The organism is Pseudomonas oryzihabitans, assembly GCF_014522265.1.
Lineage (GTDB): Bacteria > Pseudomonadota > Gammaproteobacteria > Pseudomonadales > Pseudomonadaceae > Chryseomonas > Chryseomonas aestiva.
The window spans coordinates 3,872,868-3,889,463 of sequence record NZ_CP017024.1 but is presented as its reverse complement, the minus strand read 5'-3'; the positions used below and the strand labels follow the sequence as shown (position 1 = coordinate 3,889,463).

14 protein-coding genes are annotated in these 16,596 nt (G+C 67.4%); 3 read left to right on the top strand and 11 right to left on the bottom strand.

The window, feature by feature from the left end; genetic code table 11:
• Window positions 1–18 precede the first annotated feature (18 nt).
• The 4 genes from BGI51_RS18045 to BGI51_RS18030 all read right to left on the bottom strand — a co-directional run bounded on the left by BGI51_RS18045 (window position 19) and on the right by BGI51_RS18030 (window position 5,899).
• Window positions 19–1,656, bottom strand: a complete 1,638-nt coding sequence (locus BGI51_RS18045) for an ABC transporter substrate-binding protein (protein WP_133861772.1) — start codon at window positions 1,654–1,656, stop codon at window positions 19–21.
• A gap of 450 nt (window positions 1,657–2,106) precedes the next feature.
• Complete coding sequence (locus tag BGI51_RS18040) at window positions 2,107–3,399, bottom strand: NAD(P)/FAD-dependent oxidoreductase (protein WP_187979218.1); 1,293 nt, start codon at window positions 3,397–3,399, stop codon at window positions 2,107–2,109.
• A 28-nt stretch (window positions 3,400–3,427) separates the two neighbouring features.
• The gene (locus BGI51_RS18035; RefSeq protein WP_187979217.1) at window positions 3,428–4,099 is read right to left on the bottom strand and encodes a haloacid dehalogenase type II; all 672 of its coding nucleotides are present in this window, start codon (window positions 4,097–4,099) and stop codon (window positions 3,428–3,430) included.
• A 324-nt stretch (window positions 4,100–4,423) separates the two neighbouring features.
• Window positions 4,424–5,899 carry an aldehyde dehydrogenase family protein gene (locus BGI51_RS18030; RefSeq protein ID WP_187979216.1) on the bottom strand — a complete coding sequence of 492 codons (1,476 nt, stop codon included), beginning with the start codon at window positions 5,897–5,899 and terminating at the stop codon, window positions 4,424–4,426.
• 184 nt (window positions 5,900–6,083) lie between these two features.
• Here BGI51_RS18030 and BGI51_RS18025 point away from each other — a divergent pair, with 184 nt between their 5' ends.
• The gene (locus BGI51_RS18025) at window positions 6,084–6,926 is read left to right on the top strand and encodes a GNAT family N-acetyltransferase (RefSeq protein ID WP_187979215.1); all 843 of its coding nucleotides are present in this window, start codon (window positions 6,084–6,086) and stop codon (window positions 6,924–6,926) included.
• 94 nt (window positions 6,927–7,020) lie between these two features.
• Here the strand turns inward: BGI51_RS18025 and BGI51_RS18020 are convergent, their stop codons facing one another.
• From BGI51_RS18020 to hmgA, 7 genes are all read right to left on the bottom strand, one after another.
• Window positions 7,021–7,425, bottom strand: a complete 405-nt coding sequence (locus BGI51_RS18020; RefSeq protein WP_187979214.1) for a hypothetical protein — start codon at window positions 7,423–7,425, stop codon at window positions 7,021–7,023.
• A gap of 76 nt (window positions 7,426–7,501) precedes the next feature.
• Entirely contained in the window at window positions 7,502–8,638 is a 1,137-nt protein-coding gene (locus tag BGI51_RS18015; RefSeq protein WP_187979213.1) for a glycerate kinase, read from the bottom strand.
• Window positions 8,639–8,719: 81 nt separating this feature from the next.
• Complete coding sequence (locus BGI51_RS18010; RefSeq protein ID WP_187979212.1) at window positions 8,720–9,814, bottom strand: CdaR family transcriptional regulator; 1,095 nt, start codon at window positions 9,812–9,814, stop codon at window positions 8,720–8,722.
• A gap of 94 nt (window positions 9,815–9,908) precedes the next feature.
• Complete coding sequence (gene hppD / locus BGI51_RS18005) at window positions 9,909–10,988, bottom strand: 4-hydroxyphenylpyruvate dioxygenase (RefSeq protein ID WP_187979211.1); 1,080 nt, start codon at window positions 10,986–10,988, stop codon at window positions 9,909–9,911.
• A gap of 137 nt (window positions 10,989–11,125) precedes the next feature.
• Window positions 11,126–11,764 (bottom strand): maleylacetoacetate isomerase, encoded by a 639-nt coding sequence (gene maiA, locus BGI51_RS18000; RefSeq protein WP_187979210.1) that lies wholly within the window; start codon window positions 11,762–11,764, stop codon window positions 11,126–11,128.
• An 87-nt stretch (window positions 11,765–11,851) separates the two neighbouring features.
• Complete coding sequence (gene fahA, locus BGI51_RS17995) at window positions 11,852–13,186, bottom strand: fumarylacetoacetase (protein WP_187979209.1); 1,335 nt, start codon at window positions 13,184–13,186, stop codon at window positions 11,852–11,854.
• Window positions 13,183–14,475, bottom strand: a complete 1,293-nt coding sequence (gene hmgA / locus BGI51_RS17990; RefSeq protein ID WP_187979208.1) for a homogentisate 1,2-dioxygenase — start codon at window positions 14,473–14,475, stop codon at window positions 13,183–13,185. Before hmgA ends, fahA begins: the two co-directional genes overlap by 4 nt.
• A 129-nt stretch (window positions 14,476–14,604) precedes the next feature.
• On the opposite strand from hmgA, the gene BGI51_RS17985 reads away from it, so the two are divergent.
• Together BGI51_RS17985 and BGI51_RS17980 are read left to right on the top strand one after the other, a co-directional pair.
• Window positions 14,605–15,378, top strand: a complete 774-nt coding sequence (locus BGI51_RS17985; protein WP_187979207.1) for an IclR family transcriptional regulator — start codon at window positions 14,605–14,607, stop codon at window positions 15,376–15,378.
• Window positions 15,379–15,552: 174 nt separating this feature from the next.
• Window positions 15,553–16,584 (top strand): GGDEF domain-containing protein, encoded by a 1,032-nt coding sequence (locus BGI51_RS17980; RefSeq protein WP_187979206.1) that lies wholly within the window; start codon window positions 15,553–15,555, stop codon window positions 16,582–16,584.
• Window positions 16,585–16,596: the final 12 nt, after the last annotated feature.

The following is a 16,596-nucleotide window of genomic DNA, read 5'->3' as shown; positions in this document are numbered from 1 at the left end:
GCCGGCAGGCACCGGGCGTCAGGCCTCCAGCCAGACGTGCTCGGCGAACATGTAGCCCATGAAGCCACCGATGGGGATGATCCCGTAGCCACCGAGCTTGGGCGAATGGGCATCGATGGAGCTGGTGAAGATCGGCAGGCCGATGCCGCAATGCTGGTGGATCAGCAGCTGCATGTCGGCGTACATCTGCTTGCGCTTGGCGATGTCCGTCTCGCCACGGGAGGTCACCAGCAACTGGTCGAACTGCTCGTTCTTCCAGCCCGACTCGTTGAAGGGCGCATCGGACTTGAAGAATTGCGACAGCAGGATATTGGCCGTGGGCCGGGCGTTGATGTTGCCGAAACCCAGCGGGTCCTTCATCCAGTGGCTGTTCCAGTAGCCATCGGCACTGACCCGGTTGACCATCAGGTTGAGCCCCGCCTGGCGCGCCGACTGCTGCAGCACCAGGGCCATCTCGTTGGCGTTGTCGGCGGCGGTTGAGGTCACCAGGGGCAGCTTCGCCCCGGCGATGCCAGCCTTCTGGAACAGGAACTTGGCCTTGTCCGGATCATAGGGCCGCTGGGGCAGGTCCGCGGCATAATAGGGTGTCCCGGGCATGATCGGCTGGTCGTTGCCGATGACGCCGTAGCCAAGGAATACCGACTTGAGAATCTGCTCGCGGTCGAACAGCAGCTTCATGCCCTCCACCACGTTGGGATCGTTGAAGGGACGATTGGGGATTCTCATGATGAGATCGGTGTAGCTACCGGAATTGTTGGCGACGATCTTGAGCTTGCCGCCCTGCTTGAGCCGATCCGCCGAACGGGGATCCACCGACACGGTGAGCTGGACGTCCCCGGCCAGCAGGGCATTGACCCGCGAAGGCTCGTCGCCGATGCCGATCAGCTCGATCTCGTCCAGATAGGGCTTGCCGGACTTCCAGTAGTTTTCGTTGCGCACGCCCACGGTGCGCACGCCCGGCTTGAATTCCTTGACCTTGAAGGGCCCGGTACCGTTGGCGGTGGAGAAATCCTTGGTGCCGTCGGCGATGATCAGGAACGGTGAGATGGCCAGCACCGCGGGCAGCTCGGAGTTCGGCGACACCAGGCGGATGCGCACCTCGTCGGGCGCCACCGCGGTGACTTCGGCGAACTGATCGGCCAGGGCCTTGACCTTGGAACCCACCGCCGGGTCCTTGTGGCGCAGCAGCGAGTAGACGACATCGGCGCTGTCCAAGGTCTTGCCATTGTGGAATTGCACGCCCTGGCGCAGCTTGATCGTCCAGGTCAGGGCATCCTGGGTCTCCACGCTGGTGGCCAGGGCCATCTGGGGTTCCAGATGGCTGTCGAAGACGGTCAGGCCGTTGTAGAAGAAGTACTGGCGGGCATAGTCGCCCGAGAAAGAGCCCTTGGCCGGATCGAGGGTATCGGCGGTGGAGGAACCCGCCGCTGCGGCACGCACCCGACCGCCGCGACGCGGGGTGCCAGTGACCGCATCTTCTGCGGCGAAGGCCTGGCCATCCCGACCGAGCAGACTGCCCACCCCGGTCGCCAGCAATCCGGCGGCGCCCAGCAGGCGCAGCGCATCGCGCCGCGACACCCCCCGATGCAGGGCCTCGAAGGCCCGAACGCTTTCAGCAGCTCCTATCAGGGGACTTCCAGTCTTTTTCTCGGTCATGTCGGCTCGCTCGTTGGGGACTCGGTCGCCAGTCCGCGCACCCCTCCCCGGGCGCACGAAGCTGTCCTCTTGGCCGCCTTGTCGTGCGGCCAGGTTCATTACAGCACCCGCCCCTCGTCGATTACCGTCGAATTGCCCCCGCGGCGAGACAGAAAAGACCGTTTTGACCGAGCCGCTCAGCATTGTTTGCGGTGTGCGTCGCGACGGCGCGTCGGGGCCCGTCATGCCCGCCTTTGGCGCGCTGGTGCGGCGTTTCGCTTGGCTTGACGGAGCGCGGTGCGGACCGCGACGGGAGGCTGGACGATCGCAAAAAGCCCGCAGCGACAGCAGGTTCTGCGCAGCGGTGCCGGTCAGCGCTGCGACAGGCTGCGGAAACGAAAAAACCGCCAAGCCGGGCGCTGCGTGGCAGGGCCTGGACTGGCGGTGGCGGTGGCGGTGGCGGGATCGGGGCTAGTGCAGGCGATCCTGAACGCGGTAGTAGAGTCCTACCAGTGGCAGGAACCAGGGCTTGCCGAAATGCCCGGGAATCGCCGGCCAGTCCAGCACCCGCCAGGGATTGGCCTGGCCGCGACCTTCCAGCACCTCGGCCATCACCCGGCCCATGTGCACCGACATCTGCACGCCATGGCCGCTGTAGCCCATGGCGTAGAACAGGCCGTCCTGCTCGCCGGCGCGGGGCAGGCGATCGGCGGTCATGTCCACCAGGCCGCCCCAGCAATAGTCGATGGGCGTCTGGACCAGGCTGGGAAAGAGTTGACCCAGCGCGGCGCGCAGCACGGCGCCGCTCTTGGCGTCCTGGCGGGGATCGGACAGGGCGAAACGCGCCCGTCCGCCGAAGATCAGCCGGTGATCCGGGGTGGTGCGGAAATAGTTGCCGATGATGCGGCTGGTGACATAGGTGCGCCGATTGGGCAGCAATCCGTCCAGCTGCGCCTTGGGCAGGGGCGCGGTGGCGATGATGAAACTGCCCACCGAGGCGATGCGCCGGCGAAACCACTGGAAGGGGCCGACGCTGGCGTTGCCCGTGGCCACCAGCACCTGGCGGGCGCGCAACTCGCCCCTGGCGCTGATCACGCGAAAACTGCCATCGGGCAGTCGCTGCAGATCGCTGACCGCCGCGCCTTCGAATACCTGGGCGCCCCGCCGCACGGCCGCCTCCGCCAGCCCGACGCCGAAGCGCCCCATGTGCATCTGGGCGCCGTTGTGCTGCAGCAGACCGCCATGGAAATCGTCGGACGCTACCTCAGCGCACACCTGGGCGGCGTCGAGCAGTTCGACCTGCGGGTCCACCTCCTGGCGGATCAGTTCGCAGGTGCGCGCGAGGTTGTCATAGTGCTGCGGCTTGGCCGCCAGCTTGAGCTTGCCGGCCTTGTGGAAGTCGCAGGCGATGCCCTCCTCGGCGATCACCGCCTCGACGCTGGCGACCGCATCGGCATAGGCCTGGTAGAACGCCCGGGCCTTTTCCGCGCCCAGGCTGGCGTGCAGGGCCGCGTAATCCTGGGCGACCCCGGTGTTGCAGTGGCCGCCGTTGCGTCCGGAGGCTTCGCCGATCACCCGGCCAGCCTCCAGCACCGCCACGCTGGCACCGCGCTGGCGTAGCGCCACGGCCGCGGAGAGCCCGGTGAAGCCGCCGCCGATGACGGCGACATCCACCTCGCCCGCCACCGGCCCGAGGGTAGCCCCGGTAAAGCCCGGCGCGGTCGCGAGCCAGTAGGAATCGGACGATGCTGGGCCAAGACTCATGGGCGGGCGCTCCGGCAGCTCAGGGGGGTTATTCGAGACCGACCACCGCGGCTAGGCCGCCGATGTCCTTGATCTCGGTGTTGGTGTAGAACGGCGTACTCGGCTCATGGCCGCGATTCACGAACACCTTGTTCTTGATGTTCATGTAGTCGGCCGGGATGAGGTCGTAGCGGAAGCTCGACGACACATGCAGCACGTCTTCCGGACCGCAGCCGAGGGTGTCCAGCATGTATTCGAAGGCCTGCAGGCGCGGCTTGTAGGCCTGGCCCTGCTCGGCGGTGAAGACCCGGTGGAAGGGCACGCCCAGCTTGTCGACGTTGGACATGATCTGCTCGTCGGCGGCGTTGGAATAGATCACCAGCGGGATCTTGTCGGCGATCTTGGCCAGGCCCGCGGTCACGTCCGGATGCGGTCCCCAGCTCGGCACCGCCTCGTAGTAGGCGTTGGCCTCGGCGTCGGTGAAGGAGATGCCCCAGCGCTTGCAGGTGCGCTCCACCGCCGAATACAGCACCTCCGAATAGGGCTTCCAGGCGCCGAGCACCTCGTCGAAGCGATAGCCGTTGAAGTCCTTGCAGAACTGGTCCATCGCCTCGGCGGGAATGCGGTCGGCGAACATCTCGCGGGCCATGTCGGACATGCGGAAACGGGTCAGGGTGCCGTAGCAGTCGAAGGTGATGTACTTGGGCCGAAAGGCGGTCATGGCAAGGGTCCTTTGACAGGGGTCATGAGTGAGAGGCCGGGACGCCGGTGGCGTCCCTGGCAAGCATTACAGCACCGGCGGGCCTGACAGTTGTCCGCTTTCAGGCACCGCGGGAGACAGAAAAAACCGTTTTAGCGGTAGGGCCCAGCATTGTTTGCGGCGACCTCAGGCTTTGGCTGAAAAGTGCCTGCGCTCGGCCATGCTGCGTTAAAAATCATCTCGGAATGCTCATTTACCATTCGTAAACTCGAGCGCGAGTCCGATCCGCTTCCTCGCTGATTTTTGCCTTGCCTGACCATCGCTCAGCGACTTTTCAGCCAAGCCTCAGGAGTGTTCCAGGTCGATCAGCACGCTCTTGCTGCGCAGGGTCGCCTCATAGGCGGCGCGGCCCAGGTCCTTGCCGATGCCGGACCTCTTGTAGCCGCCGGTGGGAATGATCCAGTCGTGGCTGCGGCCATAGCGATTGACCCAGACGGTACCGGCTTCCAGCGCCCGGGTCAGCCGCAACGCCCGGCCAAGGTCGGCGGTGTGCACCCCGGCGGCCAGGCCATAGGTGGGGTGGTCGGCCAGGGCCAGGGCCTCGGCTTCGTCGTCGAACACCTGCACGGTCAACACCGGGCCAAAGATCTCTTCGTGCACCGCGGGGTTGGCCGCGTCGACCCCGGTAATCAGCGTCGGCTGATAGTAGGCACCACCCATGCCCTCCTCCAGGGCGCCACCGACCAGGATCTCCGCGCCGGCTGCCCGGCTGCGGGAGACGATGTCCTGGATGCGCTGCCCCTGGCGGTGGGAAATGATCGGCGCCAGGGTAGCCTCCGCCGCCCAGGTCGGCCCCGGGCGCAAGGCGGCGAAGGCCGCGCGGATGCCTTCCAGCATCGGCTCCAGAGCGGCGCGCTGGACCAGCAGTCGCGAACCCGAGACGCACACCTGGCCGGCGTTGCCGGTGATGGCGGCCGCCACGCTGCGGGCGGTACGGGCCAGATCCGGAGCGTCGGCGAACACCAGTTGCGGACTCTTGCCGCCCAGCTCCAGGGTCACCGGCTTGGGCCCGCTCTCGGCGCAGGCGACCATGATGGCGGTGCCGGTCCCGGTGGAGCCGGTAAAGGTGACCTTGCCGATGCGCGGATGGCGACACAGGGCGTCGCCGGTGGTCCGACCATCGCCCTGGACCACGCTGAGGATGCCGGCCGGCAGTCCCGCCAGCACGGCCAGTTCCGCCAGGCGCAGGATGGAAAAGGGCGTCAGCTCCGAAGGCTTGATGACCACCGCATTGCCGGCGGCGAGCGCCGGCGCCATCTTCCAGCCGGCCATGCTCAGGGGGAAATTCCAGGGAGCGATGGCGCCCACCACGCCATAGGGCTCGGTGATCTGCAGGCCCAGGTGGCTGGTGGCGGTGGCCGCCACCTCGCCGCCGTGCTTGTCGGCGAATTCGGCGAAGAAGCGAATGCCCTCGGCGACATAGGGAATGTCCCAGGCCAGCACCTCGCGCAGCGGACGGGTCGAACCCACCGCCTCCAACGGACCGAGGATCTCGCCATCGGCCTCCACCAGATCGGCCCAGCGGCGCATCACCCGCGCGCGTTCGCGCGGCGGCCGACTGGCCCAGTCGCTGGCCTTCCAGGCGCGCCAGGTGCCCTCCACCACCTCGTCCACCAGATCCGACGAGGCGCACGGCAGGCCGCTCTGGAAGCCACCATCGGACGGCCGAAACACCTCCAGTTCGGCGCGGGCATCGCAGGTGCGACCGCCGATGAAGTGGGCACAACGAACCGCTATTGCTCTGGGGTCGAACGAGGCCATGGCGCGCTCCGCTAGGGCTGTGGGCTTGGCCCCAATGCTAGGCCGCCGGGCCGCCATCTTTTGCCGAACTGGAAGGGGCCTTCGGTGCCTCGCAGTGGCGCATCCACCCACCGGCAACCGAATCTGCCGTCGCGGCTTGCTAGGCTGACGCCTGAATCAGCCAGACCCGAACCGGAGCCCTGCCGTGTCCCACGCCACCTTGAGACCCCTGCGCGAAACCGACCTCGCCACCGCCCACCAGCTGTCCCAGGCGCTGCACTGGCCCCATCGCCTGGAAGACTGGCAGTGCCTGTTCCACACTGGCGAAGGCCTGGTGCTGGAAGACGACCAGGGCGTGTTTGGCACCGGCTTCTGCGTGCCCCAGGGCGACTACGCCACCATCGGCCTGGTGATCGTCGCCGACAGCCACCAGGGCCAGGGCCATGGCCGCCGGCTCATGGACGGCCTGCTGCAACTGGCCGGCAACCGCACGCCGCTGCTGGTCGCAACGGTGCGCGGTGCCCCTCTCTACCGCAGCCAGGGCTTCGAATCCTATGAGCGCATCTATCAGCACCAGGTGGCGCGTCTGCCGGCCATGGGGGAACGCCATCCGCTGGAAGGCCAGGTCCGCGCGTTGAATCCGGCAGCGGCGCCGCAGCTGGAGGCCCTCGCCCAGGCGGCTACCGGCCTGGACCGCAGCGCCCTGCTCCGCGAACTGGTGCCCCAGGCCGAGCGTATCGTCGGCTTGGAGCTGGAAGGCCAGCTACACGGCTTCGCCCTGCTACGCCCCTATGGTCGCGGCCTGTCGGTCGGCCCGGTGATCGCTGAATCCACCGACCAGGCCAAGGCCCTGGTGCTCGCCCTGCTGCGCCACGCCGAAGGGCGCTACCTGAGATTCGACGTGACGGCCCGCAGCGGTCTCAATCCCTGGCTGATTGAAATCGGCGTCCCCCAGGTCGATGAAGTCGAGCAGATGGCCAGGGGCGCGGCGCCGCGGTCCCGCGAAGGGGTGGATCAGTTCGCGCTGCTGACCCAGGCGCTAGGTTGAACAGGCAATCGGATATCAACTCGAATTGGGCGTCACGGCTGAGCCGAATAAACCGGCCGATCAGCTCATGTAGTGAGCCGATCGGCCGGTTCACCTAACGCCACTCGCACCCCGCCACGCGGTTGCAGCTGGTGCGGGCGCGGTCGCCCTGGGACGTGGAGAAGCGACTGATGACGTTCCAGCCCAACTGGCGGGTGCGGCCCAGCCAGAGGGTGCCGTCGCTGGTCAGGCCGCTGAAGAACTGCAGCCGTCCCAGCCGCGTACTGGTCTGGGCCCAGGAGCGGCCCGATACCGGATCATAGCCACGCATCAGGGTATCGTTGCCCTGCACCGCCACCCCGTACCAACCGCCCTGCCCGTCCTGACAGCGCAGCACGAAGGCGCTGCGCACGCAGGTGTCGGCCGGTTTGAGACTGGGAATGGCCGCCTGGACGGCGGGCACAGTCAGCAGCAGGGCCGCGGTAAGCAGGCCGGTACGCAGGATCGCAGACGAGGTCATCGCGGCAGTCGGTTGGCAGCGGGACGCCCAGCATGAGGCAAATCCCCGCGGCTCGCCAGCCAGGCAGGCTCTGGCGTCAGCCTTTCGCCGTCCGCCACAGCCGCCCGATATCGCGAGCGGTCCGCTCCAGCAATACCTCGGCCTGAGCCAGGGCTTCTTCCAGACTCAGCGGACCCGGCACCAGGCTGAAGGCGGCGGCGAGACCCTGCTCATAGAGGGCGTCATAGCCCTCGCCCAGCGAACCGGCCACGGCCACCACCGGCACGCCGTGGCGCCGGGCCAGGCGCAATACACCCGCCGGGGTCTTGCCCCTCAGGGTCTGGCCGTCCAAGCGCCCTTCGCCGGTCACCGCCAGATCGGCGTCGATCAGGGCGTCGTCCAGACCGACCAGTTCCGCCACCACCTCGATGCCGGGGCGGAAGGTCGCCTGGAGAAAGGCCAGGGCCGCAAAGCCGACGCCACCGGCGGCGCCGGCACCCGGTTGCTCCCGGACATCACGACCCAGGGTCGCGGCGGTAACGGTGGCGAAATGCGCGAGGGCCGCGTCGAGCTGGCGAACTTGCTCGGGCGAAGCGCCCTTTTGCGGACCGAAGATCTGGCTGGCGCCCTGGGGACCACAGAGCGGATTATCGACGTCGGCGGCAATGACCACCTCCACCTCCGCCAGCCGTGGGTGCAGCGCGGTCACGTCCAGGCTGGCCAACATCGCGAGGGCTGCCCCGCCCGGCCCCAGCGACTGGCCCTGCCTGTCCAAAAGGCGCACACCCAGCGCTTGCAGCAGCCCTGCGCCGCCGTCATTGGTGGCACTGCCGCCGATGGCCAGCACCAGGCGCTCGGCGCCGGCGTCCAGCGCGGCGTGGAGGAGCTCGCCCGTACCGCGGGAGGTGGCGACCAGCACGTCGCGCCGGCTCCTGGGGACCAGCTCCAGACCGCTGGCGCTGGCCATCTCGACGAAGGCGGTGCGCTGCTCGGCCAGCCAGCCCCAGCGGGCGGTCACCGGCTCGCCCAGCGGACCGGTCACCCGCGCCTCGCGCACCTCGCCGCCGGTTGCGGCCAGTACGGCATCCAGGGTGCCCTCGCCGCCATCGCCCAGGGGGCACTCGATGACCTCAGCCGCGGGCAGGGCCTGACGCAGGCCACGGGCCAGGGCGCGGGCGACACCGGCAGCGGACAGGCTTTCCTTGAAGGAATCAGGGGCGACGACGATTTTCATGGGCGATTCTCCGTTGTTATGCGCCGAGTGTTTCCCGGTTCGGCCGGCGCCACAACAGGACAAAAGCACAAAACAGTGAAGTCAGGACTGTGAATTCGCCCAGTCCTGATCCAGCAGCAGCAGCGCGCAGTACAACTCGGCGGCCTCGGCGAAACGCCGCGGATCCCGTCCGGTCAGCACCTGGATCCGCTCCAGCCGATGCCGCAGGCCATTGCGATGCAGCCCCAGTGTCTCGGCGCAGGCCTGGGGGCTGGCGTCCTGGGCGAACCAGCTGCGCAGCGTCGCCAGCAGTTGGCCGTCCCGGTCGGCCTGGCGCAAGCGCAGCAACGGCTCCAGCAACCAGGCGCCGTGCGAGCGCTCGGCCTGACCCTGGAGCCAGGTGGGCAGGGCCAGGTCGTCCTGCGTCACCCGGACGAGGTCAGGTCGCAGGCGCCTGGCCACCGTCAGCAGATCCAGGACCCGCTGAGTCGTCTCGGCCAACCCCGACCAGGGTCGGGCTTCCGGGATCCAGGCACTGCGCTGCAACGCCCAGCCCTGCCCCGGCAGCTCCCCCAGCAGCGCCTCAGGCGCTTGCGCGCCGGGTCGGTACCAGAGCCACTGCCCCTCTTCGCGCGGCAGGCACCAGCTGTGGGTCAGCCGCTGCTGAGCCCAGTCGCCGAAGCCCGGTGCAGGCACGGCAAATTCGAGCAGCAGCACGTCCCGCGGCAGCTCTGGCCGCAAGCCGAGCAGACTGGCATGGCGACCCACTTCGGGCGCGGCGCCCGGTGCGAGCAGCTGCCGCAGCAGGGGGGCGGTCATGCGGCTGGTCACGGGCGGCTGCCCGGCGGCCTGCTCGATGAGCATTTCCGCGGTAAGGCGCAGGAGCTCGGCGGGCAGGCGCGAGTGCTCGGCGTCCGCGCCGGACACGCCAAGGACCCCGACCAGCTCGCCCGCGCGATACAACGGCAGGTTGATACCTGCCTGGGCGCCAGCCAGCCGTGCGGCGGCGACGGCATCCAGCGCCACCGCACGGCCTTCGGCGATGACCTGGCGCGCGCCGGCATGGCGGGTGAACAGTCGCGCCGGATCGCCCGAGCCGATAATCAGCCCGGAGGCATCCATGACATTGACGTTGCCCGGCAGGATGCGCATGGCGCGTTCGACAATTTCCTGCGCCAGGGTCTGGCTCAGCTCCATGGCCACCTCCAAGGTTGGCGCGCGTCCTTGCGACGCGCCGTCACCTTAGAGGCGTCGCCTGCCGCCGGGCAAGCCTCCAGGAGGCCGGAGGCCGTTACGCCGAGGTGCTCAGCACTCCACGCCGCACCTGGTCGCGCTCGATGGATTCGAATAGCGCCTTGAAGTTGCCCTCGCCGAAACCGGTGTCGCCCTTGCGCTGGATGAATTCGAAGAACACCGGTCCCAGCAGGGTCTGGGAGAAGATCTGCAGCAGCAGGCGCCGCTCGCCACCTTCGGAAGTACCGTCGAGGAGGATGCCGCGGGCTTTCAGCTGCTCCACCGGTTCGCCATGGTTGGGCACCCGCCCTTCGAGCATCTCGTAGTAGGTCTCCGGCGGCGCGGTCATGAAACGCGTGCCGTAGGCCTTGAGCCGATCCCAGGTGGCGATCAGATCGTCGGTGAGAAAGGCCACGTGCTGGATGCCCTCGCCGTTGAACTGCATGAGGAATTCCTCGATCTGCCCAGCCCCCTTGGAGGACTCCTCGTTGAGCGGGATGCGCACCAGGCCGTCCGGCGCCGCCATGGCCTTGGAAGTCAGACCGGTGTACTCGCCCTTGATGTCGAAGTAGCGCAGCTCGCGGAAGTTGAACAGCCGCTCGTAGAAGTCGGCCCAGTAGGCCATGCGCCCGCGATAGACGTTGTGGGTCAGGTGGTCGATGACCTTGAGGCCGGCGCCCACCGGCTTGCGCTCGACTCCCTCAAGAAACACGAAATCGATGTCGTAGATCGAGCTGCCCTCCTCGTAGCGATCGATGAGGTACAGCGGCGCACCGCCGATGCCCCTGATCGCCGGCAGCCGCAGTTCCATCGGGCCGGTAGGCATGTCCACCGCCTGGGCGCCCAGCTCCAGCGCCTTGGCGTAGGCGTGGTGGGAGTCGCGGCAACGAAAGGCCATGCCGCAGACCGAAGGTCCGTGCTCGGCGGCGAAATAGGCCGCATGGCCGGTCTTCTCGCGATTGACGATGGCGTTGATGTCGCCCTGGCGGAACAGCACCACGTCCTTGGATCGGTGGTTGGCGACGTGGCTGAAGCCAAGGCTTTCCAGTACGGGTTCGATGACGTTGGGCGTAGGCGAAGCGAATTCGATGAACTCGAAACCCATGAGGCCCATGGGATTTTCAAACAGATCGGCCATGACTGGCTCCTTGACGGGTAACGTGACGGACGTTGTCGGTAACGCGGGCTAGCACCCCGTCAGGGGCGGCGCGCAGGAAATGCCGCGCACGCTGCGGGCGAGGAAATCGCCCAGGAGGAGCTGACAGCCCAGGCGTTTCACGAGGCCACCTGTGCCGGGGTATCCGGCTGAGCCTCGGGGCGCGCCTGCTGGAAAGCCGGATGCGCGGCGGCCAGGGCCTCCACCCGCAGGAGGCGCGGATAGGGCGACAGGTCCACCTGGAAACGCCGCGCTGCATAGAGCTGGGGCAGCAGATAGACGTCCGCCAGCCCCACGTCGCCGAAACAGAAACCACTGGACCCGATCTGCGCCTCCACCGCCGCCAGGCCCTCGCCGATCCAGTGCGAAATCCAGTTGAGGATGGCCGGTTCTTCCAGGCCCAGACCGCGCAGGCGGTTGAGCACCGAGACGTTGTGCAGCGGATGGACATCGCAGGCGATCAGGGCGGCGACCCCCCGATGCCGGGCGCGCAGCAGCGGCTCGGCCGGCAGTAAGGGCACCGCTGGATAGCGCTCTTCCAGGTATTCGAGGATGGCGGGCGACTGGATCAGCACCTCGCCGCTGTCGAGGCGCAGGCTGGGCAGTCGGCCCTGGGCATTGAGCGTGCGATAGACCGGCTGGCGCTGCTCGCCGGCCAGCAGATTGACCGGCACGGCCTGGTAGTCCAATCCCTTCAGCGCCAGGGCCAGACGGACCCGATAGGCCGAGGTCGAACGGTAATAGGTGAAGAGGTCCATCGACACTGCCCCGCGATTGCCTGCCGGCTTCTTATTATGCGTAAGTTCATTACGTTAAAAGGAATCTGCGCCTGCCCGGAGGCCTTGTCAACGGCACTCGGGTCGTTGGCCAATCCGCGCTGCCCTACCCGCGGCCAGCACCTGGCCGCGACATTCGCCGAAGCCGATCGTGGGCAGTCCAGGCCGCTGACAGCGCGCCCTGAGGATGACCTCGTCACCGTCTTCCAGAAAGGTACGGGTCTCGCCGCCTGGCAGTTGCAGCGGCTGCTTGCCGCCCTGGGTGAGCTCCAGCAGACTGCCGCAACTGCCGGCATCCGGCCCGGACAGGGTGCCCGAACCAAAGAAGTCGCCGGGTTGGAGGGCACAGCCATTGACGGTGTGATGGGTCACCATCTGCGCCACCGTCCAGTACATGTTCAGGGTATTGCTCAGGGCGATCCGCTGGGCGGGCAACCCCTGCTCCAGCATGTGCGGCGTGCACAGCAGCACTTCCAGTTCGATGTCCAGCGCGCCCTGGGCCTGGTCCCGCTCGTCGTACAGATAGGCGAGGGGCTGGGGATCCCCGGCAGGCCGCGCTGGCTGCGCCTGGCGATAGGGTGCTAGGGCTTCCGCGGTCACTACCCAGGGCGACAGGGTGCTGGCGAAACTCTTCGACAGGAAGGGGCCCAGCGGCTGGTATTCCCAGGCCTGGATGTCCCGCGCCGACCAGTCGTTGAGCAGGCAGAAACCGGCGATGTGCTCCGCCGCGTTGCCGATGGCGATGGACTCGCCCTGGGCATTGCCCGGGCCGATCCAGATCCCCAGCTCCAGCTCGTAGTCCAGCCGGCGGCAAGGCCCGAATACGGGCGCCTCCTGCCCGGGCGGGAGCGTCTGACCCTTGGGTCGCTTGAACGCCTCGCCAGAGACCCCGAGGGTCGAGGCGCGGCCGTGATAGGCGATGGGCACGTGCTTGTAGTTGGGCAGCAGCGGATTGTCCGGGCGGAATAGCCGACCGATCTGGGTGGCATGGTGGATGCCGACATAGAAGTCGGTGTAGTCGCCGACCCGCGCCGGCAGGTGCATCCGGCAGGCGCTCTGGGGTACCAGCAGATACTCGGCCAGCTCCTCGAGTTGCTCGCGCTGCGGATGATCGGCACGCAGCAGCGCCTGCAGGGCCTGGCGCAAGGCAACCCGCGCCGGCCCGCCGGCGGCGAAGAAGGCATTGAGCGTTTCCTGAGCGGCCAGTTCGGCGGCGCGCTGGGCCGCGCCGCGGAACAGACCTGCTTCGAGAGCGAAGCCCAGATCGAGGATGAAGTCACCCACCGCCACGCCCCCGCGGGGCCTCTCCTCGCCGCGGCTGAACACGCCCAGGGGCAGGTTGTGCAGGGAAAAATCCGCATGGCCATTGGCCGAGGCGACCCAGCTGGGCAATTCGTCGGTCATGCCGATGCTCCTGCGCCAGGCGCGACAAAGGTCTTGGTGAGGCCCGCCCAGCAGGCATCGTAGTCGGGCTGCAGCAGCGGCGATGCCAGGGCGTGACGGGTCGGCCGCAGGACGCGCCCGGTTTCGAACATGAAGGCCATGGTGTTCTCGATCCGGTGCGGCCGCAGGTCGGCGGCGATGGCGTTCTGGGTGGAAACCTGATCCGGGCCGTGGGCGCTCATGCAGCCGTGCAGGGAGGCCCCACCCGGCGCGAAGCCATCGGCCTTGGCGTCGTAGGCGCCCTGGATCAGACCCATGAATTCGTTCATCAGATTGCGGTGGAACCAGGGTGGTCTGAAGGTGTTTTCCGCGACCATCCAGCGGGGCGGAAAGATCACGAAGTCGATGTTGGCCACCCCTTCGCTGGTTCCGGGTGCGGTCAGCACGGTGAAGATCGATGGATCGGGATGATCGAAACTCACGGTGCCCAGGGTATTGAAGCGACGCAGGTCGTATTTGTAGGGCACGTTGTTGCCATGCCAGGCGACCACGTCGAGCGGCGAGTGATCCAGCTCGGTTTCCCAGAGTTCGCCGAGGAATTTCTGCACCAGCCGGGTGGGTGCCTCCCGATCCTCGAAGCGGGCCACGGGCGCCTGGAAATCCCGCGGATTGGCCAGGCCGTTGCTGCCGATCGGACCCAGCTCGGGCAGCCGCAGGGAGCGCCCGTGGTTTTCGCAGACGTAACCCCGTACCGGCTCGCCCTTCACCACCTCCACCCGGAATTTCATGCCGCGTGGAATCACCGCGATCTCCAGCGGCTCGATGCGCAACAGACCTAGCTCGGTAACCAGGTCCAGCCGCCCCCGCTCCGGCACGATCAGCAATTCTCCGTCGGCATCGCAGAAGACGCCGGTCATGCTGGCATTGGCGGCATAGCGATAGAGGCTGACGCCCTCGGCCTGGTCACCCGGGTCGGTGGCGACGAGCCGTTCCAGCCCGGCGAGGAAATCGGTGGCGGCGGCCGGCAGCGGCAAGGGATTCCAGCGCAGGCGATTGGGTGTGGGCGCGCCCAGCTCCGCGCCGGTCAACTGCAGCGCGCAGCGCTGAAAGCGGCCATGGGCGGCCGAAGGCCTGAGCCGATACAGCCAGGAGCGCCGAGTCTCGTGGCGCGGGACGGTAAAGGCCGTCCCGGAGAGTTGCTCGGCATAGAGGCCGAAGGGCGCGCGTTGCGGCGAGTTCTGCCCGATCGGCAAGGCACCCGGCAGGGCCTCGGCGCTGAAGTGATTGCCAAAGCCGGATTGGTAGGTCACTGGCGTTGTTGCTTGTTCTTGTCTGTCCACCTGGGCCACCCATTATGCGTAATAGGTTTACGCAAAAAGTAAATTGAACCCAGGAGAGCGTCAAGCTATAACGCTGCCTTTACCCACGCGATCGAAGCGATGACGAACACCCCCGAAGCAGCACCCCCACGACGCCAGAAGGTGCAGGCGGCCGAGGTCGGCACCGACATCCTCAAGGCCCTCGCCGAGCTGGCGCCGTCGACGTCCTTGTCGCGCCTGGCCAGCCATCTGGACATGCCCGCCAGCAAGGTGCACCGCTACCTGCAGGCGCTGATCGCCAGCGGATTCGCCGAGCAGGACCCGCGGACCAATCACTACGGACTCGGTCAGGCCGCCCTTTTCGTTGGCCTGGCGGCCCTGGGTCGGCTGGATGTGGTGAAGCTGGCGGCGCCGGTGCTGGCCGATCTGCGCGACGAGGTCGGCGAAACCAGCTTTCTGGCGGTCTGGGGCAACAGGGGGCCGACCGTGGTGCTGGTGGAACAGGCGCTGCGCGCCGTCACCCTGGTGACCCAGGTCGGCTCGGTGCTGCCGCTGCTGGGCTCGTCTACGGGCCTGGTGTTCAATACCTTCCTGCCGGAGGTCGAGACGGCGGCATTGCGCGCGGAAGAATTGCACCGGCCGGACGCGCCCAGCGTGGCGGAGCTGGCGGAAGGTGCACGCCAGCTGCGGGAGACCCATATCCAACCGGTGCATGGCTTGCTGATGGCGGGCGTCAATGCGCTGTCCGCACCGCTGTTTGGAGCCGGTGGCCGGCTGGCCGGGGTGCTGACCCTGGTCGGCGCCGCGCCAGGCTTCCAGGCCGAGGTCGGAGGCGCCGCGGCGAGCCGTCTGCACACCGCCGCCCAGGCCATCAGCAGGCGGCTGGGCGGATAGCGCGGACGAATCCGGGCACAGCATCGCAGTCGGGAGCGCCGATGGTCGCGGCAGCGCTCCACTCGATCCGTTCCAGCCTCCATTCGGCTAAAGGATCACCCGGACTGGCCGTTTGCCATTAAGCTTACTGTTAGCGCGTTTATCATTGGCGCACTGCTTTCTGGTGACCTCTTCATGACTGCTCTTTCCTATCGTGATCGCAACCAGGCTCTCAACGACTCCCTGGGCAAATTCTGGCAAGTCGCCAAACCCGTGGTTCAGGCGGCCATGGCCATTCATGTGGCGCTGCTGGTCATTTTCGTCCTGCTCGACCAGATCCTGATGGCCTGGGCCAACGTGCTCAGCATCGCGGCCTACTTGGGCTGCCTGGCCGCCCTGCGCCAGCGCCGTTATCGCATCGCCAGCCTGACCATGAGTTGCGAGATCGTCGCCCACGCCTGGCTCGCCACCTGGCAACTCGGTTGGGACAGCAACTTCCACTACTACGTGCTGTGCATCCTGCCGATCGTCATCTACAACTACCGCACCGCGCCGATCCGTCATCTGGTGCTGGTCACCGGCATCCTGGTGACCCTGGCGGGCGGCTATCTGTTGCACCCACCCGCTACCCTCGCGCCCCTGGCGATGAAGCTGTTCGGCACGATCAATATCATCAGCGCCCTGGGGTTGCTGCTCTACGGCACCGGCGCCTCCTTCCACCACAGCACCAAGATGCAGCTGGACCTGCTGCATTCCGCCAGCCACGACAGCCTCACCAACCTCTACAACCGCCGGCGGATTCTCGACCAGGCCGACCAGCACAGTGGCGTGACCGGCAGCCTCATCCTCTTCGACGTGGATCACTTCAAGCACATCAACGATCGCTTCGGCCACGATTGCGGCGATCTGGTGCTGCAGGGCATCGCCGACGTCATCCGCCGCGAGGTGCGCCATTCGGATCTGGCGGCGCGCTGGGGCGGCGAGGAATTCCTGGTGCTGCTGCCCCAGGCGCGGACCGAAGTGGCCTGGGGCGTGGCGGAACGCATCCGCCAGCGCCTGACCGATGTCACCCAGTCCCTCGAACGTGGTCCCGCGCGGGTCACGGCGACCCTGGCGGTGTGCGAGATTCGCGATTGCGAAGCCTTCGCCAGCGCCTTGGAGCGCGCCGACCAGGCGCTCTACCGTGGCAAGCAGGAAGGTCGCGATCGGGTGATGCTGGCGGCCTGAGATCCCGCCCGT

Excerpts from the sequence above, each read along its gene's own strand:
- BGI51_RS17980 (WP_187979206.1), top strand. The coding sequence starts at position 15,553 with ATGACTGCTCTTTCCTATCGTGATCGCAACCAGGCTCTCAACGACTCC.
- BGI51_RS18040 (WP_187979218.1), bottom strand. The coding sequence starts at position 3,399 with ATGAGTCTTGGCCCAGCATCGTCCGATTCCTACTGGCTCGCGACCGCG.
- BGI51_RS18045 (WP_133861772.1), bottom strand. The coding sequence starts at position 1,656 with ATGACCGAGAAAAAGACTGGAAGTCCCCTGATAGGAGCTGCTGAAAGC.
- BGI51_RS18020 (WP_187979214.1), bottom strand. The coding sequence starts at position 7,425 with ATGACCTCGTCTGCGATCCTGCGTACCGGCCTGCTTACCGCGGCCCTG.
- BGI51_RS18035 (WP_187979217.1), bottom strand. The coding sequence starts at position 4,099 with ATGACCGCCTTTCGGCCCAAGTACATCACCTTCGACTGCTACGGCACC.
- hppD (WP_187979211.1), bottom strand. The coding sequence starts at position 10,988 with ATGGCCGATCTGTTTGAAAATCCCATGGGCCTCATGGGTTTCGAGTTC.
- BGI51_RS18015 (WP_187979213.1), bottom strand. The coding sequence starts at position 8,638 with ATGAAAATCGTCGTCGCCCCTGATTCCTTCAAGGAAAGCCTGTCCGCT.
- BGI51_RS17985 (WP_187979207.1), top strand. The coding sequence starts at position 14,605 with ATGACGAACACCCCCGAAGCAGCACCCCCACGACGCCAGAAGGTGCAG.
- BGI51_RS18030 (WP_187979216.1), bottom strand. The coding sequence starts at position 5,899 with ATGGCCTCGTTCGACCCCAGAGCAATAGCGGTTCGTTGTGCCCACTTC.
- BGI51_RS18010 (WP_187979212.1), bottom strand. The coding sequence starts at position 9,814 with ATGGAGCTGAGCCAGACCCTGGCGCAGGAAATTGTCGAACGCGCCATG.
- maiA (WP_187979210.1), bottom strand. The coding sequence starts at position 11,764 with ATGGACCTCTTCACCTATTACCGTTCGACCTCGGCCTATCGGGTCCGT.
- fahA (WP_187979209.1), bottom strand. The coding sequence starts at position 13,186 with ATGACCGACGAATTGCCCAGCTGGGTCGCCTCGGCCAATGGCCATGCG.